The following is an 18135-nucleotide window of genomic DNA, read 5'->3' as shown; positions in this document are numbered from 1 at the left end:
ACTGCCGGCAAAGGGCCAAGATAGCGCTTGGTTACCCGTGTGGAGGAGGCCGGTGGTCGGGCACCGGCTCAGCCCTTAGCGGACGATAATTTTCTTCTTAATGCGCTTAATTTCCTGTTCTAAGCGCTGGTAGATCGCTTGAACATCAACCTCGGCACCCACCCGTACGCGACTGGAAATTTGCGTGACAGGAAACAAAAACTCATCTTTCGCGGGCACCTCTAACGCGCGGCTGCGACCTTTGGCATCGCTGTAGATTACCCACCTCAGGCCATTTTCCCGGCGCAGGTGCTCACCCATAATAATACCCATTGCCTGCAGTTGTGCAGTTTCATCGGGTTTCACCAGCTTGCGGTCGAGAATGTCTTGAATCAGACGGAGGTCGCTGTCGCGGCCGTGGCCAAAGCTACGTCCCATGGAAATTTGCACCAAGCTGTTGAGCTCTTGGCGGCGCTCTTCCATATAGCGCTGGTCCAGTGGTGTCAGTGGGTCGGTGCGCCACTGCGCGGCGCTGGCAACGGTGGTGACAAGCGCCAGCAGAATGGGCATGAGCATTTTCATTGTCGGTTCTCCTGACTTTGTTAATCAGTGATGGCTTGTCGGCATTATACGGCTTTGGACCGACCGATTGCGGCAATGTTTCTGTCGCGGGTAGAGAATGTGCCGAGGCCGCGAAATCTCCCTTGAGCTGGGCCTCTCTGGCCAGTACCATTGGCGGCTTGCAGAAAATTCTGGAGATTCAGGCATGATTACCGGCAGCATTGTCGCCCTAGTTACCCCAATGCACAGCGATGGCAGCATCGACTGGCAGGCGCTGTCTCGCTTGATTGAATGGCACATTGATCAGGGTACCGATGGCATTGTGGCTGTGGGGACCAGCGGTGAGTCAGCGACCCTGGGTATGGATGAGCACAAAATGTTCATCAAAGCCTGTGTCGATCAAGTTGCCGGACGTGTCAAAGTGGTTGCTGGCACGGGCGCGAACTCCACCAGCGAGGCGATTGAGCTTACGGAAGTGGCGCGTGAAGTCGGGGCCGATGCCTGCCTGTTGGTAACGCCTTACTACAATAAGCCCACTCAGGAAGGGCTGTATCGTCACTATATGGCGATCGCCGATGCTGTTGATATCCCGCAGATTTTATACAACGTGCCGGGCCGCACCGCCTGCGATATGCAAAATGCGACCACTGTTCGACTGGCAGACCACCCGAATATTATTGCCATTAAAGATGCGACCGGCGATATTGCACGCGGCCGGGAACTGATTGACGCTGTGGGCGACAAAATAGACGTGTTGTCCGGAGATGATGCCACCGCTATGGAGCTGATGCTGCAAGGGGGTAAAGGCAATATTTCAGTTACCGCGAATGTTGCGCCAGCGGCCATGAAGGCGGTGTGTGACGCCGCGATGGCCGGGGATCGCGCAGCGGCTGAGGCCGCGAATGCGCCACTGCTGGCATTGCACGAGCGACTGTTTGTTGAATCCAACCCTATTCCCGTTAAATGGGCCTTGTATGCCATGGGCAAAATGGAAGAGGGCATTCGCCTGCCGTTGACCCCGTTAAGCGAGGGGGCTCAGCCTCAGGTCCGCGAGGCCTTGGAACACGCCGGGCTACTGTAATCCGCCCCACAAGGGCGCTAACTAATAAGTGAAGAAACGAATGCGTTTTAGCTCCGTCCGTTATGCCGTTGTTATTTTGAGTCTTGTTGCGGTCAGCGCCTGCAGTGCCTTCCGCGACCGCTCCCACGACTATCGTCGCGCTCAACTCAGTGAAGCGCTGGTTCTGCCCACCGGGGTGAGCGATGAAGCGCTCGACGACCTCTATGTGGTTCCCGGTATCCGCGACCACCAACCCCTGCCGGGCGAGTTCGAAGCGCCGCGCCCCGAACAGCTCACCAAGAACGTTGGTACAGCTGAGGTCAAAATTCAGCGCCTGGATGATGACCACTGGATTCTGTTAGACGGTGAGCCCGGCCAGGTGTGGCCGCGAGTGCGCGTTTTCCTGGATCGCGCGGGCGTGCAATTGGCCACAATCGATAACGAGCAGGGCATACTCGAAACGCAGTGGCGCGACATTGAACAGGGTGCGCCCCAGGAGCGTTTTCGCCTGCGTTTGGAGCACGGCGTTCAAGTAGGGACCAGCGAAATTCATTTATTGGTGCAACAGGGGATTGCCAGCCAGCCCTGGCCTGCACAGTCCACCGACCCTCAGCGCGAGCGGCAATTGGCGCGGGTACTCGCGCAGTTTTTGGCGGATAGTGAAAATCAGGGATCTGTTTCTATCCTTGCCAAACGCGGCAGCAAGAGCAAAGGAAAGATCTTTATTGAAGGCGAGGGTAACAATCGCTACCTGCGGCTTTTCCTGCCCTATGATCGGGCGTGGGCAGCGTTGGGACTGGCGCTGAACAAAGCGGGTTTTGAAATTGAAGACGAAGCGCCGGCGGTCAACAAATACTGGCTCAGTTATATCGACCCCGAAGACAAAGACGACGGTTGGCTGAGCGGCTTCTTCGGTGCCAATCGTGCCAAGCGCAGTCGTTACGTGGTGGAGTTGAAGCCAGTCGCTGAAGGACAGTCTGTCATCATTTTGAATTATCAAAAGGGACGTCGTTTGCGCAGTGAAGAACGGGAGATCCTGCTCAATCGGATTATGGGATACCTGCACTAATGCGCTTTGCCTCGCTCGGTAGTGGCAGTAAGGGCAACGCCACACTGATCGAGTCTGACGGGGCCTGCTTGCTGGTGGATTGCGGCTTCACCATTGCAGAGACTGAAAAGCGCATGGCCCGTCTCGGGCGTTCGCCCAGCGAGTTGAGCGCTATATTGGTCACTCACGAGCACAGTGATCATATCAAGGGCGTGCTGCCCCTGGCGCGAAAGTACGACCTGCCGGTGTACAGCAGTTTTGGCACCGCAGAATACAAGCAAATGAGAGCTTATAAACGCTGGCAGCAATTGTCCCTGGGCAAGCCAGCGGACATTGCTGGCATTGATGTTTCCCCGGTCGCGGTGCCGCACGACGCCCGTGAACCCTGTCAATTTGTGTTTCGTTACCAAAAAAAGACCTTCGGCTTACTCACGGACTTGGGTAGTATTACGCCCGTCGTGCAGGAGCAGTACGCGCTGTGCGATGCCCTGTTGTTAGAGTGCAACCACGACATGCCGATGCTACAGCAGGGGCCGTATCCGCCATCACTAAAGCGGCGAGTGGGCGGCGATTGGGGGCATCTCAACAACGTACAGGCGGCGCAGCTGTTAAGCCGAGTTGATGTTGCGCGCTTGCAGCACGTAGTGATGGCGCACCTGAGTGAACAGAACAACACTCCTGACCTGGCGAGGTCAGCGGTGGAACCTATTTTAGTGAACAGCGAAGCATTGCTGTCTGCAGATCAACAAGCCGGTTTCGACTGGTTAGAAATCGCATAATAGCGAAAGAGGCAAACCATGGAAAAACGCGAGGAATTGTATTCGGGTAAAGCAAAGTCGGTATATAAAACCGACGATCCGGATCGCTTCATTCTCACCTTCAGAAATGACACCTCGGCGTTCGATGGCGTGAAGGTTGAGCAGCTTGACCGCAAGGGCATGGTCAATAACAAGTTCAATGCGTTCATCATGGAAAAGCTGCAGCAGGCGGGCGTGCCGACGCATTTTGAAGGTCTTCTCAATGACAGTGAGGCGTTAGTAAAGCGCCTTGATATGTTCCCCATTGAGTGCGTGGTGCGCAATATCGCTGCGGGTTCAATCGTTAAACGTCTGGGCGTTAAGGAAGGCTTGGAACTGACGCCACCGACCTTTGAAACGTTTTTGAAAGACGACGCCCTGCACGACCCGATGATCAATGAGTCACATATCCGCAGTTTTGGCTGGGCGACCGACGAGCAGATGGCGCGGATGCGTGAGTTGACCTATCAGGTAAACGATATTCTCAAGGCATTGTTCCTGGATGCCGGTATGCTACTGGTCGATTACAAGCTTGAGTTCGGCGTGTTTAGCGACGGTGAGATTTACCTGGGTGATGAGTTTTCACCCGATGGCTGCCGTATCTGGGACAAAGACACCCGCGAAAAGCTCGACAAGGACCGCTTCCGTCAAGACCTTGGTAATGTCGTAGAGTCATACGAGCTGGTAGGCCGCCGTTTGGGCATGAATTTCGACGATTAATTACCCCCCCACCTTTCTGGCCTGCCTCGGGCAGGCCAAGCCCCCGATTTTGGCATTCAGCACAGGCGCGCTAGACTGTTAGCGACAACGTCGTTCCCCTATACCGGCGGTTGAGTTTCACTCTGAAGCGATGCAACCAGTAAATTGAGGAGTGTTGCCTGTGTTGGTCACAGTTGCCCGCTATTCCTTTCCCTGGGAAGCGCAGATAAATCGCGCTCGGCTGGAAGCTGAGGGCATTCCCGCTTTTGTCGCCGATGAACAGACCATCAATATGCAGTGGCTCTACTCCGATGCCTTGGGGGGCGTGCGCTTGCAGGTGCCGTCCGCCTGCGAAGAACGTGCGCGAGAGTTACTAAGCGAAGATCGAAGTGCAGATCTGGAAACGTCACAGGGCAGTGATGTGCCGCTGTGCCCAGTGTGTTGTGCTGAAATGCAATCTGAGCGGCGAGGTCGTCGCTGGGCCTTTCTCGTGTTCCTGGGCATTGATTTCCCCCTGTTCCCCACGCGAAAAATATTGCGCTGTGGCCGCTGTGGTTATGAACAAGCGAGCTGAGTAATGCGGTAGAATTTGAGACAGAGCTTTTGCGTTAGGTCAACGCCGCTCTGACTGGTTAACGATAGTCTTGTGCACGCTTTGCTAAGGGTAGATATGGAGCATCGACACCACTACGAGCAGCATCGAATGGGCCGTATCGCATGGCTGCGCGCGGCGGTGCTCGGTGCAAACGACGGCATAGTCTCCACCGCCAGTTTACTGTTGGGTGTCGCCGCCGCTGGAGCGAGCAGTCATACCCTGTTGCTTACCGGCTTGGCTGGCGTGGTTTCCGGCGCGATGTCGATGGCCGCTGGCGAGTATGTGTCGGTGAGTTCTCAGGCCGATATAGAACGCGCCGACATCGAGATTGAGCGGCGCGAGTTGGCGGAAAATCCAGTGCAGGAGCATGAAGAGTTGGCGCAGATATATATCCAGCGCGGCCTTGATGATGCACTGGCTGAGCAGGTTGCCTCGCAGATGATGGATCACGATGCCCTGGCTGCGCACAGTCGCGACGAGCTCGGCTTGTCACCTTACCATCGGGCGAAACCACTGCTCGCGGCGGTATCGTCTGCAGCCAGTTTTGCCTTGGGGGGCGCGTTGCCGCTGGGTTTGGCGATTGCGCTGTCTCCGCCCCTGTTGCTCACCGTGATGCCTGTGGCAATTTTATTATTCCTGGCCCTGCTCGGTGGCAGTGCGGCCTATGTGGGCGGCGCACCAATTCGTGCTGCGGCCTTGCGCGTTACCTTCTGGGGGGCGCTGGCCATGCTGCTAACCGCTGCGGTTGGCAGCGCCGTTGGCACGGTGCTGTAGCGGCCTTTTTGCCGTGCTGTTTATTCTCTCCTGCGCTTCTGTAGCGCGCTGATTAAGATATTAACTCATGCCTAAATTATTCTTTGCTGTTGTGATAAGTGCGCTGCTGATTGGCTGTGCGAAACCTGCCGATAATCGCGAAATGCCGCCGCGGGGATTGAAGGTATATCAGGTTATGGATTCAGCGAAGATGGTTCAGCGGCGCTTTCCCAGTGTTCTTGCGGCCCACGATGAAACGCAGTTGTCGTTTGATATCGGCGGTCAGCTGGGGCAGGTCGAGCTTCAGGAAGGGCAGCGAGTCGCGCGTGGAGAGTTGCTATTGCAGCTTGATACAGCGCGTATTGCATTGCACCGTCAGGATGCAAAAGCCGCGCTCGCCCAGGCGCAGGCAGGCTATCAGAATGCCCGCAGTAATTTCACTCGCCACGAGGCCATGTGGCAACAACGCGTGATACCGCGTGCGCGTTACGACGATGCAGAGGCCGCGCTGGCGACCGCCGCGGCGCAGCTTGAGCGCGCCGAACAGGGCCTGGCCTTGGCTGAGGAAAACTTGCGCAAGTCGGCACTGCGCGCCCCGTTTGACGGCATTGTTGCCAACGTACGTGCCAAGGCGTTTGCAACGGTAGCGGCTGGACAGACACTGCTGACCTTGTACTCCGAAAATGCCTTTGAGGTGGCCTTCAGTGTGCCATCGTCAGTGATTAACGGTATGTCGGTGGGGCAGGCGGTTGCCGTGCAAATGGCAGAGCTTGGCGACGTACAGTTCGAGGGGCAAATTAGTGAAGTGGGCAGCCGTGCAGCGAGTGTCTCGGCCTTTCCGGTCGTTGCTGTGCTGGACGCTGTCCCGCAAACACTCCGAGTAGGTATGTCGGCTGAGGTGATTGCCGATATCGCCTTGCCCGCCGATTACCGCGGTTTCCTGCTGCCATTGAATTGTTTGGTATTTGACAATGCCAGTCGACTGACCGCCAAGCACTTCGAAGCGCTGGTGTATGTTTACGACGCCGCCAGCCAGTCCGTTGTCGCTCGCCCGGTAACGGTATCCGAGGTACGCGGTAACGAAGTGATAGTCAGCAAAGGTTTGTCGGCGGGTGATCGAGTGGCCGCGGCGGGCGTGTCGTATCTGCGCGATGGTATGAAAGTGAAACTGCTGGAGCCGCAGTTATGATGTCGCTGATTCGCCTTGGGCTTGAGCGAAATCGCCTAACCGTATTTGTGATGCTCGCACTGTTATTAAGCGGTGGTTTGACCTACACCGATCTGGCCAAACGGGAAGAACCTGAAATTACCATTCGCACCGCCATGGTCACCGCTTTGTTTCCCGGTATGCCGCCAGCAAGAATGGAAACGCTTATTGCTGAGCCAGTCGAACGCAAAATCCGTCTTATCCCCGAGGTGGAAGAAATAGAGACGCTGCTGGTTACTGGCCAGGTGAGTTTTCGCGTGACGCTCTACGACCGCTACGATGACCTCGAAGATATTTGGCAGGCGCTGCGCGATAAAATGAGCGAAGTCACCCGCGAGCTGCCGCCGGATACCCTGGGCCCGTTCGTGAACACCGATTACGGCGATGTCAGCATTGCGACGATCGCGATGACTGCCGAGGGCTTTGACTACGCTGAAATGCTCGATACGGCAGAGGATTTGCAGCGCCGTTTGTACACCATTGCCGGCATTTCTAAAGTGAACTTTTACGGGCAGCAGGCAGAAAAGATATGGCTGGAGTTCGATGCCAACCGCCTCGCTGCCGTCGGCATGCAGTTGGCTGTGGTTATAGATGAGTTGCGAGAGCAAAACATTATCCTGCCCTCAGGGCAGCTCAATGCCGGCGGTAAACGCCTTTTGCTGGAAACCAGCGGCGATTTTCGCAGTGAGCAGGATATTGCCGCGTTACTGAGCAAAACGCGCATTGGTGACAACTTCGTGCGTTTGGCCGACATTGTTCACGTGAGGCGAGGCTTTGCCGACCCATTGACGCGACCGGTATACGCCAATGGCGAGCCGGCGATCGCTATCTCTGTCGAAATGCAAAGCGGCGAAGATATCCTCGAGGTGGGTAAGCGTATTCGCGACGAGGTTGCCGCCTTTGAGCAACAGCAGCCGATAGGCTACGCCTTTGACTTTGTCAGCTTTCAGCCCGATGAGGTGCGCCGTTCCGTGCGCGGTGCCTTGCTCAATGTCGCCGAGACCTTTGTGGTGGTCTTGCTGGTGGTGATGGTCTTTCTCGGGCTAAGAACCGGGGTGGTTATTGCCGCGATTGTCCCCTTTGCGGTGTTGTTTGCGTTGATGGGGATGCGCGTACTGGGGATTGCGCTAGAGCAGGTGTCGATAGCGGCGGTGATTATCTCGCTGGGCTTACTTGTCGACAATGGCGTGGTCGTCGTCGAGGATGTGTTGCGCCGGGTCGAGCAAGGGCAGGCGCGGACGCTGGCGGCGCGCGCCGCAGCCAAGCAGTTTGCCATTCCACTGGCGATCGCCTCGGGTACAACCGCGGCGGCGTTTCTGCCGTTCTTTTTGCTGGAGGGGCCGGAGGGCGAGTACGCCTATTCACTGGCCAGCGTGGTTGCCCTGAGTTTGCTTGGCTCGTGGCTGAGCGCGATGTATTTTCTACCGTTGATTGCGGCGCGCTTCGTGCAGCCTAAAACCTCGCGCGTGGATAAACCCGCGGCGGGGGCGAATTACTATCGGCGCCTTTTAGCATTCTGCCTGCCGCGTGCGCCCTGGGTATTGGCGTCTACTGCACTTCTTGTCGTTGCTGGAGCCGTACTGTTCTCTCGTTTGCCCAGCCAGTTGTTTCCGCCCTCTGATCGCGGTGAGGTGCTGGTATATATGGAGCTGCCAATGGGTAGCAATATCAACGAGACACTGCGGCTGTCCAAAGCGTTTGGCGACTGGCTCGCTGACGACGAGGCCAACCCCGAGTTGCGCAACTATACCGCTTACATCGCCGACGGCGGCCCGCGTTTTTTTCTTACGCTCAACCCTGCCGAGCGCTCGCCAACCAGCGCCTTCTTTTTGCTGAATACCGCTGATATGCAGAGTTCGCTGACGGTGCAGGAGCGTGTTCGCCGCCATGCTCATCAGTACTTTCCGGAGGCGCGTTTTACGGTAAAACGCCTGGCGATGGGGGCCAAGGAATCGGGGGTTTTGCAGCTTGAGTTGACCGGCCCAGACGCCGACCGGCTATTGGAATTGGCGCGCGATGTTGAAGCGGTGTTTTACCCGGTGCGCGCAATGGTGGACAACCGCAATGACTGGGGCGAAAAAATCGTCAAGGTGATGATCGATGTCGACCAAAATAAAGCGCGGCGCTTAGGCGTTAGCTCGGCGTCGTTGAGCCGGGTACTCAGCGCCTACTTTGATGGCAGTGCGATCTCTGTGTTTCACGACCACGACCGTTCACTGCCCATCGTCCTGCGTGCCAGCGAGAAAGACCGCGATAGCATCGACGATCTGCGCGATATCTCTGTACTCTCTGACAGCGGAGCTGTGGTGCCGTTGGGGCAGCTCGCGGTTATCCGGCCCGAACTCGAGTTTTCACAGCTGCGCCGAAAAGATCAACAGCGCATGATTACGATCACAGCGAAGAGCGAGGCCTTCACCGCCGAAGCGCTGCTGGAGCGTGTGCAAAATGACTTGGACAGCATCGTCCTGCCCGAGGGCTACAGCCTGTCAATCGCCGGGGAAATTGCCGATAGCCATGAAATCTATGGAAAGTTGGCTGCCGGTTTGCCCGCGGCCTTTGCCTTAATGGTGCTGTTGGTGGTATTTCAGTTTAACTCCTTCCGCCGCGCGGCAATTGTATTCACCACAGTGCCACTGGTGATTATTGGTGCCCCTCTGGGCCTTATGGCCAGCGGGCAGCCGCTGTCTTTTATGGGCACACTAGGCTTAATAAGTTTGGCCGGTATCATCATTAATAATGCGATCGTGCTGATCGATCAGATTGATATTGAGCGGGCGAACAGCGACCTGAAAACGGCGATTATCGAGGCGGCGCAGCAGCGTTTTCGGCCGATTTTGTTAACCTCGGTCACCACCGTTGTGGGTTTGTTGCCATTGTTCTTTTTTGGCGGGCCGCTGTGGACGCCGCTGGCGGCAGTGATTATTGGCGGGCTGTCGTTGTCGTCGGTGCTCAGTTTGGTATTTGTGCCTGCGTCATATTACTTGCTTAAGCCGCCAGTCAGCGCGCCCTCTGGTAACGACGGAGCGTTGTCATGAGTCTGTTTCCTGCGGCACTAACACCCAGCAGCCCGCGCCGCCTGGCTTCGCGGCTCGACTACTTGCTGCGGGGGCGACTGTGGGCGCAGATTCTGCTGGCAATGGTGCTCGGCGTGGCGCTCGGCTTGTGTCTGTCACCCAGCGGTGGCGCGCTGGTAGCCAGCGATACGGCCAGCTTACTCGCTGCATGGCTGGCCCTGCCGGGGCGGCTTTTCCTCGCCATGATTCAAATGGTGGTGGTGCCACTGGTGCTGTCCTCCATTATTTTGGGGATTACCAGTAGTGGCGACCCCAAATTTCTGAAGCAGATAGGCCTGCGCATTGCGCCGTATTTTATTCTTACGACCAGCGTGGCGGTTTTCATTGGCTGTCTTGTGGCGCTGTGGTTACAGCCTGGTCAGTACATCGATGTCGGCGCAGAGCTGGCCACGGCAACAGCGCCTGAATCCGCCGTTGCCGTGGCCTCGTTGCCAGACCGACTGATTGAAATTATCCCCGCTAACCCGACCAGTGCGCTGTTGTCGCGATCAATGTTCCAGATTGTTGTACTGGCTATTTTTATCGCGGTGGCGATGGTGTCGATCAGCGAGCGGCGTGCAAAACCCCTGCTGGACTTATGTGTGTCGGTGCAGGATGTGTCGATGAAAATCGTCAGTTGGGCGATGGCGTTGGCGCCGATTGCGGTATTCGGCTTGCTGGCGCAAATCAGTGTGCAGGTGGGTTTCGATGCCATTATTGGCGTGGCGACCTACGTGGCAACGGTGCTGTTGGGCTTGGTGATATTGCTGGGCTTCTATCTGCTGATTGTCACCGTGCTAGCGCGCCGCTCACCCCTGGCGTTCCTGCGGTCAATTTCCAATGTTCAGCTGTTGGCGTTTTCCACATCCAGTTCGGCAGCGGTAATGCCCCTGTCGATGAAAACAGCGGAAGAATCCCTGGGGGTAAAACCGGCGGTGTCACAGTTTGTGGTGCCCCTAGGCGCTACGGTGAACATGGACGGCACAGCGCTTTACCAAGTCATAGCAGCGGTTTTCCTTACTCAGGTATATGGCATTGAACTGAGCATTGCCCAGTTGCTGTTGTTGTCGGTGACCACTGTGGGTGCGTCTATCGGTTCGCCGAGTACGCCGGGCGTCGGTATTGTGATATTGGCGACAATCGTTCAGGGAATGGGGGTACCGGCCGAGGGGCTGGCACTTATTCTGGGCGTGGATCGCATTTTAGATATGAGTCGCACGGCAGTGAATGTAAGTGGTGACCTGACGGCCTGTGTGGTGATGGAAAGGTTTCTCGATGACAAGGTCAGCGACTGAATTGCCTAGGGCCTGTTCACACTAATCCGATTATTACTGTTGTGGCTAAAAAAGCACCAATCTAGGCGCGAAGAGCGTAGTTTGGTTATTCCAAATAAGCGATGAGCAACGACGAGTGGTGCTTTTTTAGCCGCAACCCATAGGGCTGGGGCCATTTTTGCCCCCAGCGTTGTTGCCAGCCACTTGTTTAGAGTGACTAAACGGCGCGTCTGGCGCCTAGCTGGAGGCAAAAATGACCTCCAGCAGTGACAATTGGATTAGTGTGAACAGGCCCTAGCACACGCCCGGGCTTATTCACTGCGCGCCGAGCGGCGACTTTTCCCCGGTGACTCGCCGGTCCAGCGGCGATAGGCGCGCTGGAATGCGCTTTGTTCTGAGAACCCCAGCAGTGCTGCGACATCCGCCAGGCTCAGTTCCGGGTCAGCCATATACTGCTCGGCCAGGGTTTGACGCAGTTCGTCGATCAATTGCCGAAAGCTCAACTCTTGCTCAGCCAGCAGGCGCCGCAGCTTGCGTGGGCTGACCTCCAGTTTCTGTGCGACGTGGCTTAGGTCCGGGGTGCCGTTATGCAGTTGCTCGGCAATGCTGCGTTTGCAATCTTTCAGCCATTGCGGCGGCTGCGCCCGGCTTAGCTGCTTCAGTTGTTGTTCACAAATGTCGTCGAGCATGGCCAGCGCCTGAACATTGGCCATTTGTATCGGCAAGTCCAGTGCCGCCTCCGGGAAGGCGAGGCTGTCGACGTCGGCATCGAAATATACCGGGCAGCCGAAGAAGCGTTGCAATTCTTCGCTGTCTTCCGGTGCTGGATGCCGAAACCGGATCCACGTGGCGCGAATATCGCTGCCGGTAAACTGAGGAGCAAGGGTTTTGACAACGGCGAAGTTGAGCTCGGCATGGTGGTGGCTAAGGGCGATTTCCGGCGGCAACAGACAATGCCAGCGCAGCACAACATCGCCGTTTTCGTGCACCACCTCGTCCCGGAAAGCGTCGTAGTCTAAACCCGAGTAACGCACTAAGCGCTGTACTTGCTGTTCTACATTGGCGCAGGCGAACTGCGCCAGCGCGCCCACCCCCACATGTCCTGGTCGCACGAACTGGCCCATATGCAAGCCCAGGTGCGGGTCGCGCAACTGCGCTGCGGCACTGTCGAGCATGCTTGCATAACTGAGGTAGGGGATGCGTTTTTCGGGTTGTTCCAGCAGTTCAACAGGCAGACCGTGGCTTTCCAGTAGCTGTGAGGCAGGCAGGCCGTTGGCGTCGCAGTAATCGGTGAGCAATCGCAGGAAGTGCACCGCAACGGTGTACTGCATTGCATCGTTGTCTGGGCTGGCCTTGTGCATGGTTTGGCGTGTGTGAACTGTGAATCGTTGCCTTAAGGTACTACAGTCCGGCGCGCTGATCATCTGCCAACAGTGGACAGTTGGGTCAATTTCCAGGCATTAAGGTCAAGATGCCCTTGTCAGAGCGAGCTATGCTATGCACTAACTACCCCTTGTGCAGCCAGCAACGGAGAGGCAATGATAATAATGAACGCAGTGTGGACGTTCGGGCAATTTCAGGAAGGCAGGCTATGAAGCGCCGCCGGGTATTAGCGGCCGCTGGCGCCACAATGGCGGCAGGGCTGGGCGGCTTGTGGTTGCGCCCCGGTGACAACGGCGAGCCTTATAACGCCTATTTTCGCCGCCTTAACGACGAGTTACAGCGCAATGGTCCTATGCGCCCGGTGATGGTGATAGACCTGGATCGCGTTGACTATAATTTGGCCTTGGTCACCGACAGTCTGGCCAAAACCGGCAAGCACTATCGCATTGTAGAAAAGTCGCTGCCCAGCATGAAGCTCCTTGACTATGTGTCAGCTAAGTCCGGGAGTAAGCGATTCATGAGTTTCCACCAACCCTTTTTAAATCACGATGCACGAAATATTCCCGACGCTGATCTACTGCTGGGTAAGCCATTGCCGGTTAAGTCGGCCGAGGAATTTTACGCGCGCCATCGCGGTAGTTTTGACCCCTCTCGCCAGCTGCAGTGGTTAATAGATACCCCACAGCGTTTGCAACAATATCTGGAGCTGGCAAACCGTTTGGGCACCTCCATGTTGGTAAACGTTGAGATCGACGTTGGCCTTCACCGCGGTGGTGTTGATAGTGATGAGGCGCTGATCGCTATTCTCGACCTGATCCACGCTTACCCCGAGCAACTGACCTTTAGCGGCTTTATGGGTTACGACGCCCATGTTGGCGCGGGGGTGCCGGGTATTTTGGGGAGCCCCGAGGAGCTGCTCGATAAAGCCATGGCAAGCTATCAGCACTATGTTGACCTCGCCCGGCAACGCTACCCGGCGATGTGGCAGGGCAGTCTTACCTTAAACACTGGCGGCAGTCCGAGTTATCGCCTGCACGAGCGGGAATCATTGAGTACCGAAGTGAGCGTGGGAACGGCGCTGCTCAAGCCCAGCCACTATGATCTTGCCACCCTGGAAGGGCATCGCCCCGCGGCGTATATTGCCACGCCGGTGCTCAAGGCAGAAGGGCCAATTCGCCTGCCTGCACTGGACGATAAGTCGGCTATTTTCTCGTGGTGGGATGTCAATCAGCGCCAGACGTATTTCGTTTACGGCGGCTATTGGCGCGCAGACTACGAAGCGCCGCAGGGGCTGCAATTTAACGCTAACTTTGGCCACAGCGCCAACCAGGAAATCGTCAATGGCTCCCCGGCAACCAATTTGCGGGTGGATGACCACGTGTTCTTAAGGCCGATGATTAGCGAGAGTGTGCTACTTGAATTTGGCGATCTACTGGTACTGCGCGGTGGCAAAATCATCGACCAGTGGCCGGTAATGTCGCAAAACGTTTGACGCGCTGGCGAGCACCCCGGCGGACTAAGAGGAAAAAACAATGAAAAAACGTATCGCATTGCTGCTGCTTGCCGGTTTTTCCGGCCTGGTTGCCTGCAGTTCAGAAACGGGTGAAAGTGCCGCCGAGGCAGCCGCACCGATTGCAGCGCTACAAATTAACGACCCGGTGTTGCGCCGTACCTACGAAAGCTCCTGCATGAATTGCCACGGTGTTGCCGGTACCGGCGCGCCGATCAGTGGTGATGTCCAGGCCTGGGCGCCGCGATTGGCCAAGGGGATGGACACCCTGTTGGATCACAGCATAGATGGCTTTAATTCCATGCCGCCGATGGGCATGTGCCCCCAGTGCTCAGAGGATGACTTCGTCGCACTGATCGAACTGATGGCTGGTGTACAGGGAGAATAGTTGTGGCTGTTACTCGCAGAACCGTTCTTAAGCAACTCTCAACGGCCGCCGCCCTGGGTGCGGTGACAAGTTGGAGCCCCGTATCGGCGGCCGCGCGGCGTCGAAGACTGATTCCGTGGTCGAACTGGTCAGGTGGCCAGCGCTGTATTCCCGCGCAACGGGTCGCGCCCACCAGCGAAGCGGCCATTGCCGACTTGCTGGAAAACAGCCGCGGTGTGGTGCGGCCGGTTGGGGCCTCACACTCCTTCTCTGCGTTGGTTCCGACCGATGGCACGCTGGTGTCACTGGCGCAACTGACGGGCATGATCGGCCATAACCCTGACACCCTGGAGGCGGAATTTTGGGCGGGAACACCCATGTCGCAGATGGGGCAGCCCCTGCATGAGGCGGGGCAGGCGCTGGTCAATATGGCGGATATTGACTACCAAACGCTGGCGGGAGCCATTGCAACGTCTACCCATGGAACCGGCATCGACTACGGTTCCTATTCGGCGTATGTCAGCGGTCTGCGCTTAATTACCGCCAGTGGTGACGTACTTGATTGCGATGCGGAAAATAATCCTGAGATTTTCTCCGCCGCTCGCGTTTCGTTGGGCGCCTTGGGGGTAATTACCCGCATTCGCATGAAAAACCGGCAACCGTTCCGCGTACATGAGCAAACCTGGGTGCAGGACACCAACGAACTGCTCGAAGATGTAGACCGCTTGCGCAAAGAGAATGATCGCTTTGAATTTATTCCCATACTGCATTCGGATGTTTCGCTGTGCGTGACACTGAACGAAACTAACGATCCGAACACGCTGCCCAAAGAGGGCGGTGGTGATGGCGACAAAGTGAGCTTGTTGCGCAATGTGCATAAATACGCAGGGGGCTTTCCGAATGCTCGGGCATCGCTGGTGAATACGCTGGCTAAGCAGATGGATTTTCCCGACGTGATCGACCAGTCATACAAGGTGTTTGCCAATGTGCGCGATCAGCGGTTTAACGAAATGGAGTATACCGTGCCCGCCGAGGCTGGCCCGGATTGCTTACGAGAGATCATGGCGCTGGTGCGCAAGAAGAACTTGAACAGCTTTTTGCCGCTGGAGTACCGCTATATCAAGGCCGATGATATACCGCTGTCAATGTTCAGCGGTCGCGACGGCTGTGCGATCTCTGTGCACCAGTCTTACGAGCTGGACTACCACAATTTCTTTGCCGCGGTTGAGCCCATATTCTGGAAGTATGAGGGCCGCCCGCACTGGGGGAAACTGCATAGTCTGAATGCGGCGCAGCTTTCCAAGCTATATCCCCAGTGGCAGGACTTTACGGCGCTGCGTGAAGAACTCGATCCCGATGGGCGCTTTTTGAATGGTCATCTGGCCTCTGTTTTTGGGACGCGCATGCGCGACTAATACGGCGTGCTAAACGGCTTAGCTAGCTGCTGCTAATAAGGAAATTATTGATGAAATCCGCATTTATTCGCCCTCTGCTGTGCATGGTTGGTATTGCCTCGGCTGGCGTCGTGCAGGCTCAGTCGCGGGTCTTGGAAGAAGTGATTATCACCGCGCAAAAAACCGAGCAGAGTCTGCAGGACGTGCCTATTTCGGTGACCGCTGTCGACGGCGAGTTTATGCAGGATGCCGCAATCGGCGATTTGCAGGAGCTGTCAGTTTTTGTTCCCAATGTTCGCATGGACGATAACGACCCAGGTTCTCCGCAGATTTTTATTCGCGGTTTCGGTACCAATACCTTTAATCCGAGTTTTGAAAGCTCCGTGGGGCTTGTGCAAGACGAGCTGTTTATGGGGCGGGCCGGTTATTTTACCGAAGGTATGTTTGATGTCGGTCGCGTTGAAGTGTTACGCGGCCCACAGGGCACGCTGTTTGGTAAGAATACCGTGTCAGGTGTTTTCAACGTATTCAGCCGTCCCGTCACCGAGGCGTTCAGCGCCAACGCCGAGCTGCGCGCAGGCGAGTTTGGCGAACAGCGAGTAGAGGTGGGAGCAGGGGGCATGGTCAACGATTGGTTCGGCCTTCGTTTTGCCGCGATGGATACCCAGCGCGACGGCCAATTGCATAATCAGTTTAGCGGGCGCGACCAAGAGGCTTCTGAGCAGGATGCTCAGCGCTTAAAACTGCTATTTGTTCCCAGCGACGCCATGGAGATCGAGCTCATTGCGCTGGAGTCACAAACCGAAATGGCCTATTGGCCCAAGCAGCTAAAAGCACTGGATGCGGATACGCGCGACTATCTGGCCGACTTTGATGCCAATATTGAAGATGACCCGGAAGACTTCACCACTAGCATGAACCGAGACGGCGAGCTGGAGAAAGGGTCAACAACCTACAGCGCCAAGTTGTCATACAGCTTTGGCGAAGTTGGCGCACTGCGCGACTTGAATATGGTTGCCGTATTGGGGCGCAGCGATTTTTTTGTTGAGCAAGACCAGGATATGGATGTTTCACCGGCAGATCTGCTCACCTTGTTTAACCGTGAGGACTACCGTCAGGACACCTTGGAATGGCGCTTTACGGGTAACGCCGAAAGCTTGTTTGGCTTGGGGAATGACCTGCAGTTTGTCGCTGGATTGTTCTACTTCGAGTCGGACTACGAACTTAATGCCAAGCTCCAATTAGGGGATGACATCGGCAGCTGGCTGGGAACCGACGACGCCCAACAAATGGCAGGCAGTGATGCGATCTTGCTGCCCGCGCTACGACTACTGGCGCAAACAACCACCGACGACCATTTCCGTTTTCACTACTTGCAAAACACCGAGTCGCTGGCGCTGTTTGGTCAATTCAGTTTGAGCCTTGGCGATAACTGGGTGGTGACACCGGGGCTGCGCTTTAATCGCGAAGACAAGCGCATTGATAGTTTGGGAGAGTCGGCCTGTAGCAGTACCACCATGCTGCCCGCGTTGGCCTGTGTCACGCCGCTGTTACTGGATACCCAGGACTACAACAAGCGTGGGCTCGAGCGTAACGAACGCGACGTGTCGCCCAAACTCTCTGTTATGTACTACCTGAGCGAAGAAACCAATGTCTTTGCAACCGTGAGTCGCGGTTTTAAAAGCGGCGGTTTCAATGCTATTTCGTTCACCGGCGAAGACATTGAGTTCGACGACGAAAATGCAACCACGGCGGAGCTGGGAATCAAGGGGCGTTTCTTCGACCGCAGTCTCAGCGTGAATGCCACCTTGTACCGCACCGAGTTTGAGGACCTACAGGTCCTGGCATTTAATGGCGTGTTCTTCGACGTTAGTAATGCCGCTACGGCAACCTCGCAGGGCCTGGAGGTGGATTGGCAGTGGCTGACGCCTTGGGAGCCGCTGTCAATGTCGGGGTCGTTGGGTTTGCTTGATGCGCGCTACGACGAGTATCAAGGCGCGCCCGCGCCGGTCACGGATGGCATTGATCAGCGCCAGGACCTCAGTGGCGAGCGCATCGCCTTTGCCCCCGAAGTGAGCGCGACACTGAGCCCCAGCCTGCACTTTACGCTGGGCGATGCCTTCAGTGTGAATATCGCGGCGGATATCATCCATCAAGGTGAGCAATACACCGATGTCGACCTCGACGACAACACCCGTGTACCTGCTAACACCAAGCTTAATTTGCGCCTGTCGCTTGCCAGCGCAGATGAGTGGTGGAGTGCCACCGTGGGTGTGAAGAATGCGAGCGATGAGCGCACTCAGAATCAGGTGATAGACTCGGTGCTGTTCCCGGGAACCTACTATGCTCAGCAAAACCCTGGACGCCAGGTATACGGATCGCTGCGCTTTAACTGGTAGCTCCGGCGCCACTGCGACGATATGTCCCGCCCACTTGCTCGCCTAAACGGCGATAA

General features: G+C 56.5%; 15 protein-coding genes. 13 read left to right on the top strand and 2 right to left on the bottom strand.

Translation table 11 applies throughout. The features are described 5' to 3' along the window. Positions 1–75 precede the first annotated feature (75 nt). Positions 76–561, bottom strand: a complete 486-nt coding sequence (locus HNR64_RS08030; RefSeq protein ID WP_204995981.1) for a DUF3806 domain-containing protein — start codon at positions 559–561, stop codon at positions 76–78. Positions 562–745: 184 nt separating this feature from the next. Here HNR64_RS08030 and dapA point away from each other — a divergent pair, with 184 nt between their 5' ends. From dapA to HNR64_RS07985, 9 genes are all read left to right on the top strand, one after another. After that, positions 746–1621 carry a 4-hydroxy-tetrahydrodipicolinate synthase gene (gene dapA / locus HNR64_RS08025; protein WP_027873567.1) on the top strand — a complete coding sequence of 292 codons (876 nt, stop codon included), beginning with the start codon at positions 746–748 and terminating at the stop codon, positions 1619–1621. A 40-nt stretch (positions 1622–1661) separates the two neighbouring features. Further along, positions 1662–2669, top strand: coding sequence for an outer membrane protein assembly factor BamC (bamC, locus tag HNR64_RS08020; protein ID WP_204995980.1), 1008 nt, complete (start codon positions 1662–1664; stop codon positions 2667–2669). Then, entirely contained in the window at positions 2669–3427 is a 759-nt protein-coding gene (locus HNR64_RS08015) for an MBL fold metallo-hydrolase (RefSeq protein WP_204995979.1), read from the top strand. Before bamC ends, HNR64_RS08015 begins: the two co-directional genes overlap by 1 nt. 18 nt (positions 3428–3445) lie before the next feature. After that, complete coding sequence (gene purC / locus HNR64_RS08010; RefSeq protein WP_204995978.1) at positions 3446–4165, top strand: phosphoribosylaminoimidazolesuccinocarboxamide synthase; 720 nt, start codon at positions 3446–3448, stop codon at positions 4163–4165. 160 nt (positions 4166–4325) lie between these two features. Further along, on the top strand, positions 4326–4718 hold the full coding sequence (locus tag HNR64_RS08005) for a putative signal transducing protein (RefSeq protein WP_204995977.1): 393 nt from the start codon (positions 4326–4328) through the stop codon (positions 4716–4718). A gap of 96 nt (positions 4719–4814) precedes the next feature. Continuing rightward, positions 4815–5513 (top strand): VIT1/CCC1 transporter family protein, encoded by a 699-nt coding sequence (locus HNR64_RS08000; RefSeq protein WP_204995976.1) that lies wholly within the window; start codon positions 4815–4817, stop codon positions 5511–5513. Positions 5514–5688: 175 nt separating this feature from the next. Then, positions 5689–6681 (top strand): efflux RND transporter periplasmic adaptor subunit, encoded by a 993-nt coding sequence (locus HNR64_RS07995; protein WP_204995975.1) that lies wholly within the window; start codon positions 5689–5691, stop codon positions 6679–6681. Then, the gene (locus tag HNR64_RS07990; RefSeq protein WP_204995974.1) at positions 6678–9734 is read left to right on the top strand and encodes an efflux RND transporter permease subunit; all 3057 of its coding nucleotides are present in this window, start codon (positions 6678–6680) and stop codon (positions 9732–9734) included. The genes HNR64_RS07995 and HNR64_RS07990 overlap by 4 nt, the downstream gene beginning before the upstream one ends. Next, the gene (locus HNR64_RS07985; protein WP_204995973.1) at positions 9731–11047 is read left to right on the top strand and encodes a dicarboxylate/amino acid:cation symporter; all 1317 of its coding nucleotides are present in this window, start codon (positions 9731–9733) and stop codon (positions 11045–11047) included. The genes HNR64_RS07990 and HNR64_RS07985 overlap by 4 nt, the downstream gene beginning before the upstream one ends. 290 nt (positions 11048–11337) lie before the next feature. Here HNR64_RS07985 and HNR64_RS07980 read toward each other — a convergent pair whose 3' ends face one another. Continuing rightward, positions 11338–12387: an AraC family transcriptional regulator gene (locus tag HNR64_RS07980; RefSeq protein WP_204995972.1), complete on the bottom strand. Its 1050-nt coding sequence runs from the start codon at positions 12385–12387 to the stop codon at positions 11338–11340. 230 nt (positions 12388–12617) lie between these two features. On the opposite strand from HNR64_RS07980, the gene HNR64_RS07975 reads away from it, so the two are divergent. Genes HNR64_RS07975 through HNR64_RS07960 form a run of 4 tightly spaced genes read left to right on the top strand, consistent with a single transcriptional unit; the run spans position 12618 to position 18079 of the window. Beyond that, entirely contained in the window at positions 12618–13901 is a 1284-nt protein-coding gene (locus HNR64_RS07975; protein ID WP_204995971.1) for a DSD1 family PLP-dependent enzyme, read from the top strand. 40 nt (positions 13902–13941) lie between these two features. Further along, complete coding sequence (locus tag HNR64_RS07970; RefSeq protein ID WP_204995970.1) at positions 13942–14307, top strand: c-type cytochrome; 366 nt, start codon at positions 13942–13944, stop codon at positions 14305–14307. A 2-nt stretch (positions 14308–14309) separates the two neighbouring features. Beyond that, positions 14310–15701 (top strand): D-arabinono-1,4-lactone oxidase, encoded by a 1392-nt coding sequence (locus HNR64_RS07965; protein ID WP_204995969.1) that lies wholly within the window; start codon positions 14310–14312, stop codon positions 15699–15701. 50 nt (positions 15702–15751) lie between these two features. Beyond that, entirely contained in the window at positions 15752–18079 is a 2328-nt protein-coding gene (locus HNR64_RS07960) for a TonB-dependent receptor (protein WP_204995968.1), read from the top strand. Positions 18080–18135 lie beyond the last annotated feature (56 nt).

Source organism: Spongiibacter marinus, from assembly GCF_016906995.1.
Lineage (GTDB): Bacteria > Pseudomonadota > Gammaproteobacteria > Pseudomonadales > Spongiibacteraceae > Spongiibacter > Spongiibacter marinus.
Note: the sequence above shows the minus strand (reverse complement) of the source record. Positions and strands in the feature narration are given on the sequence as shown.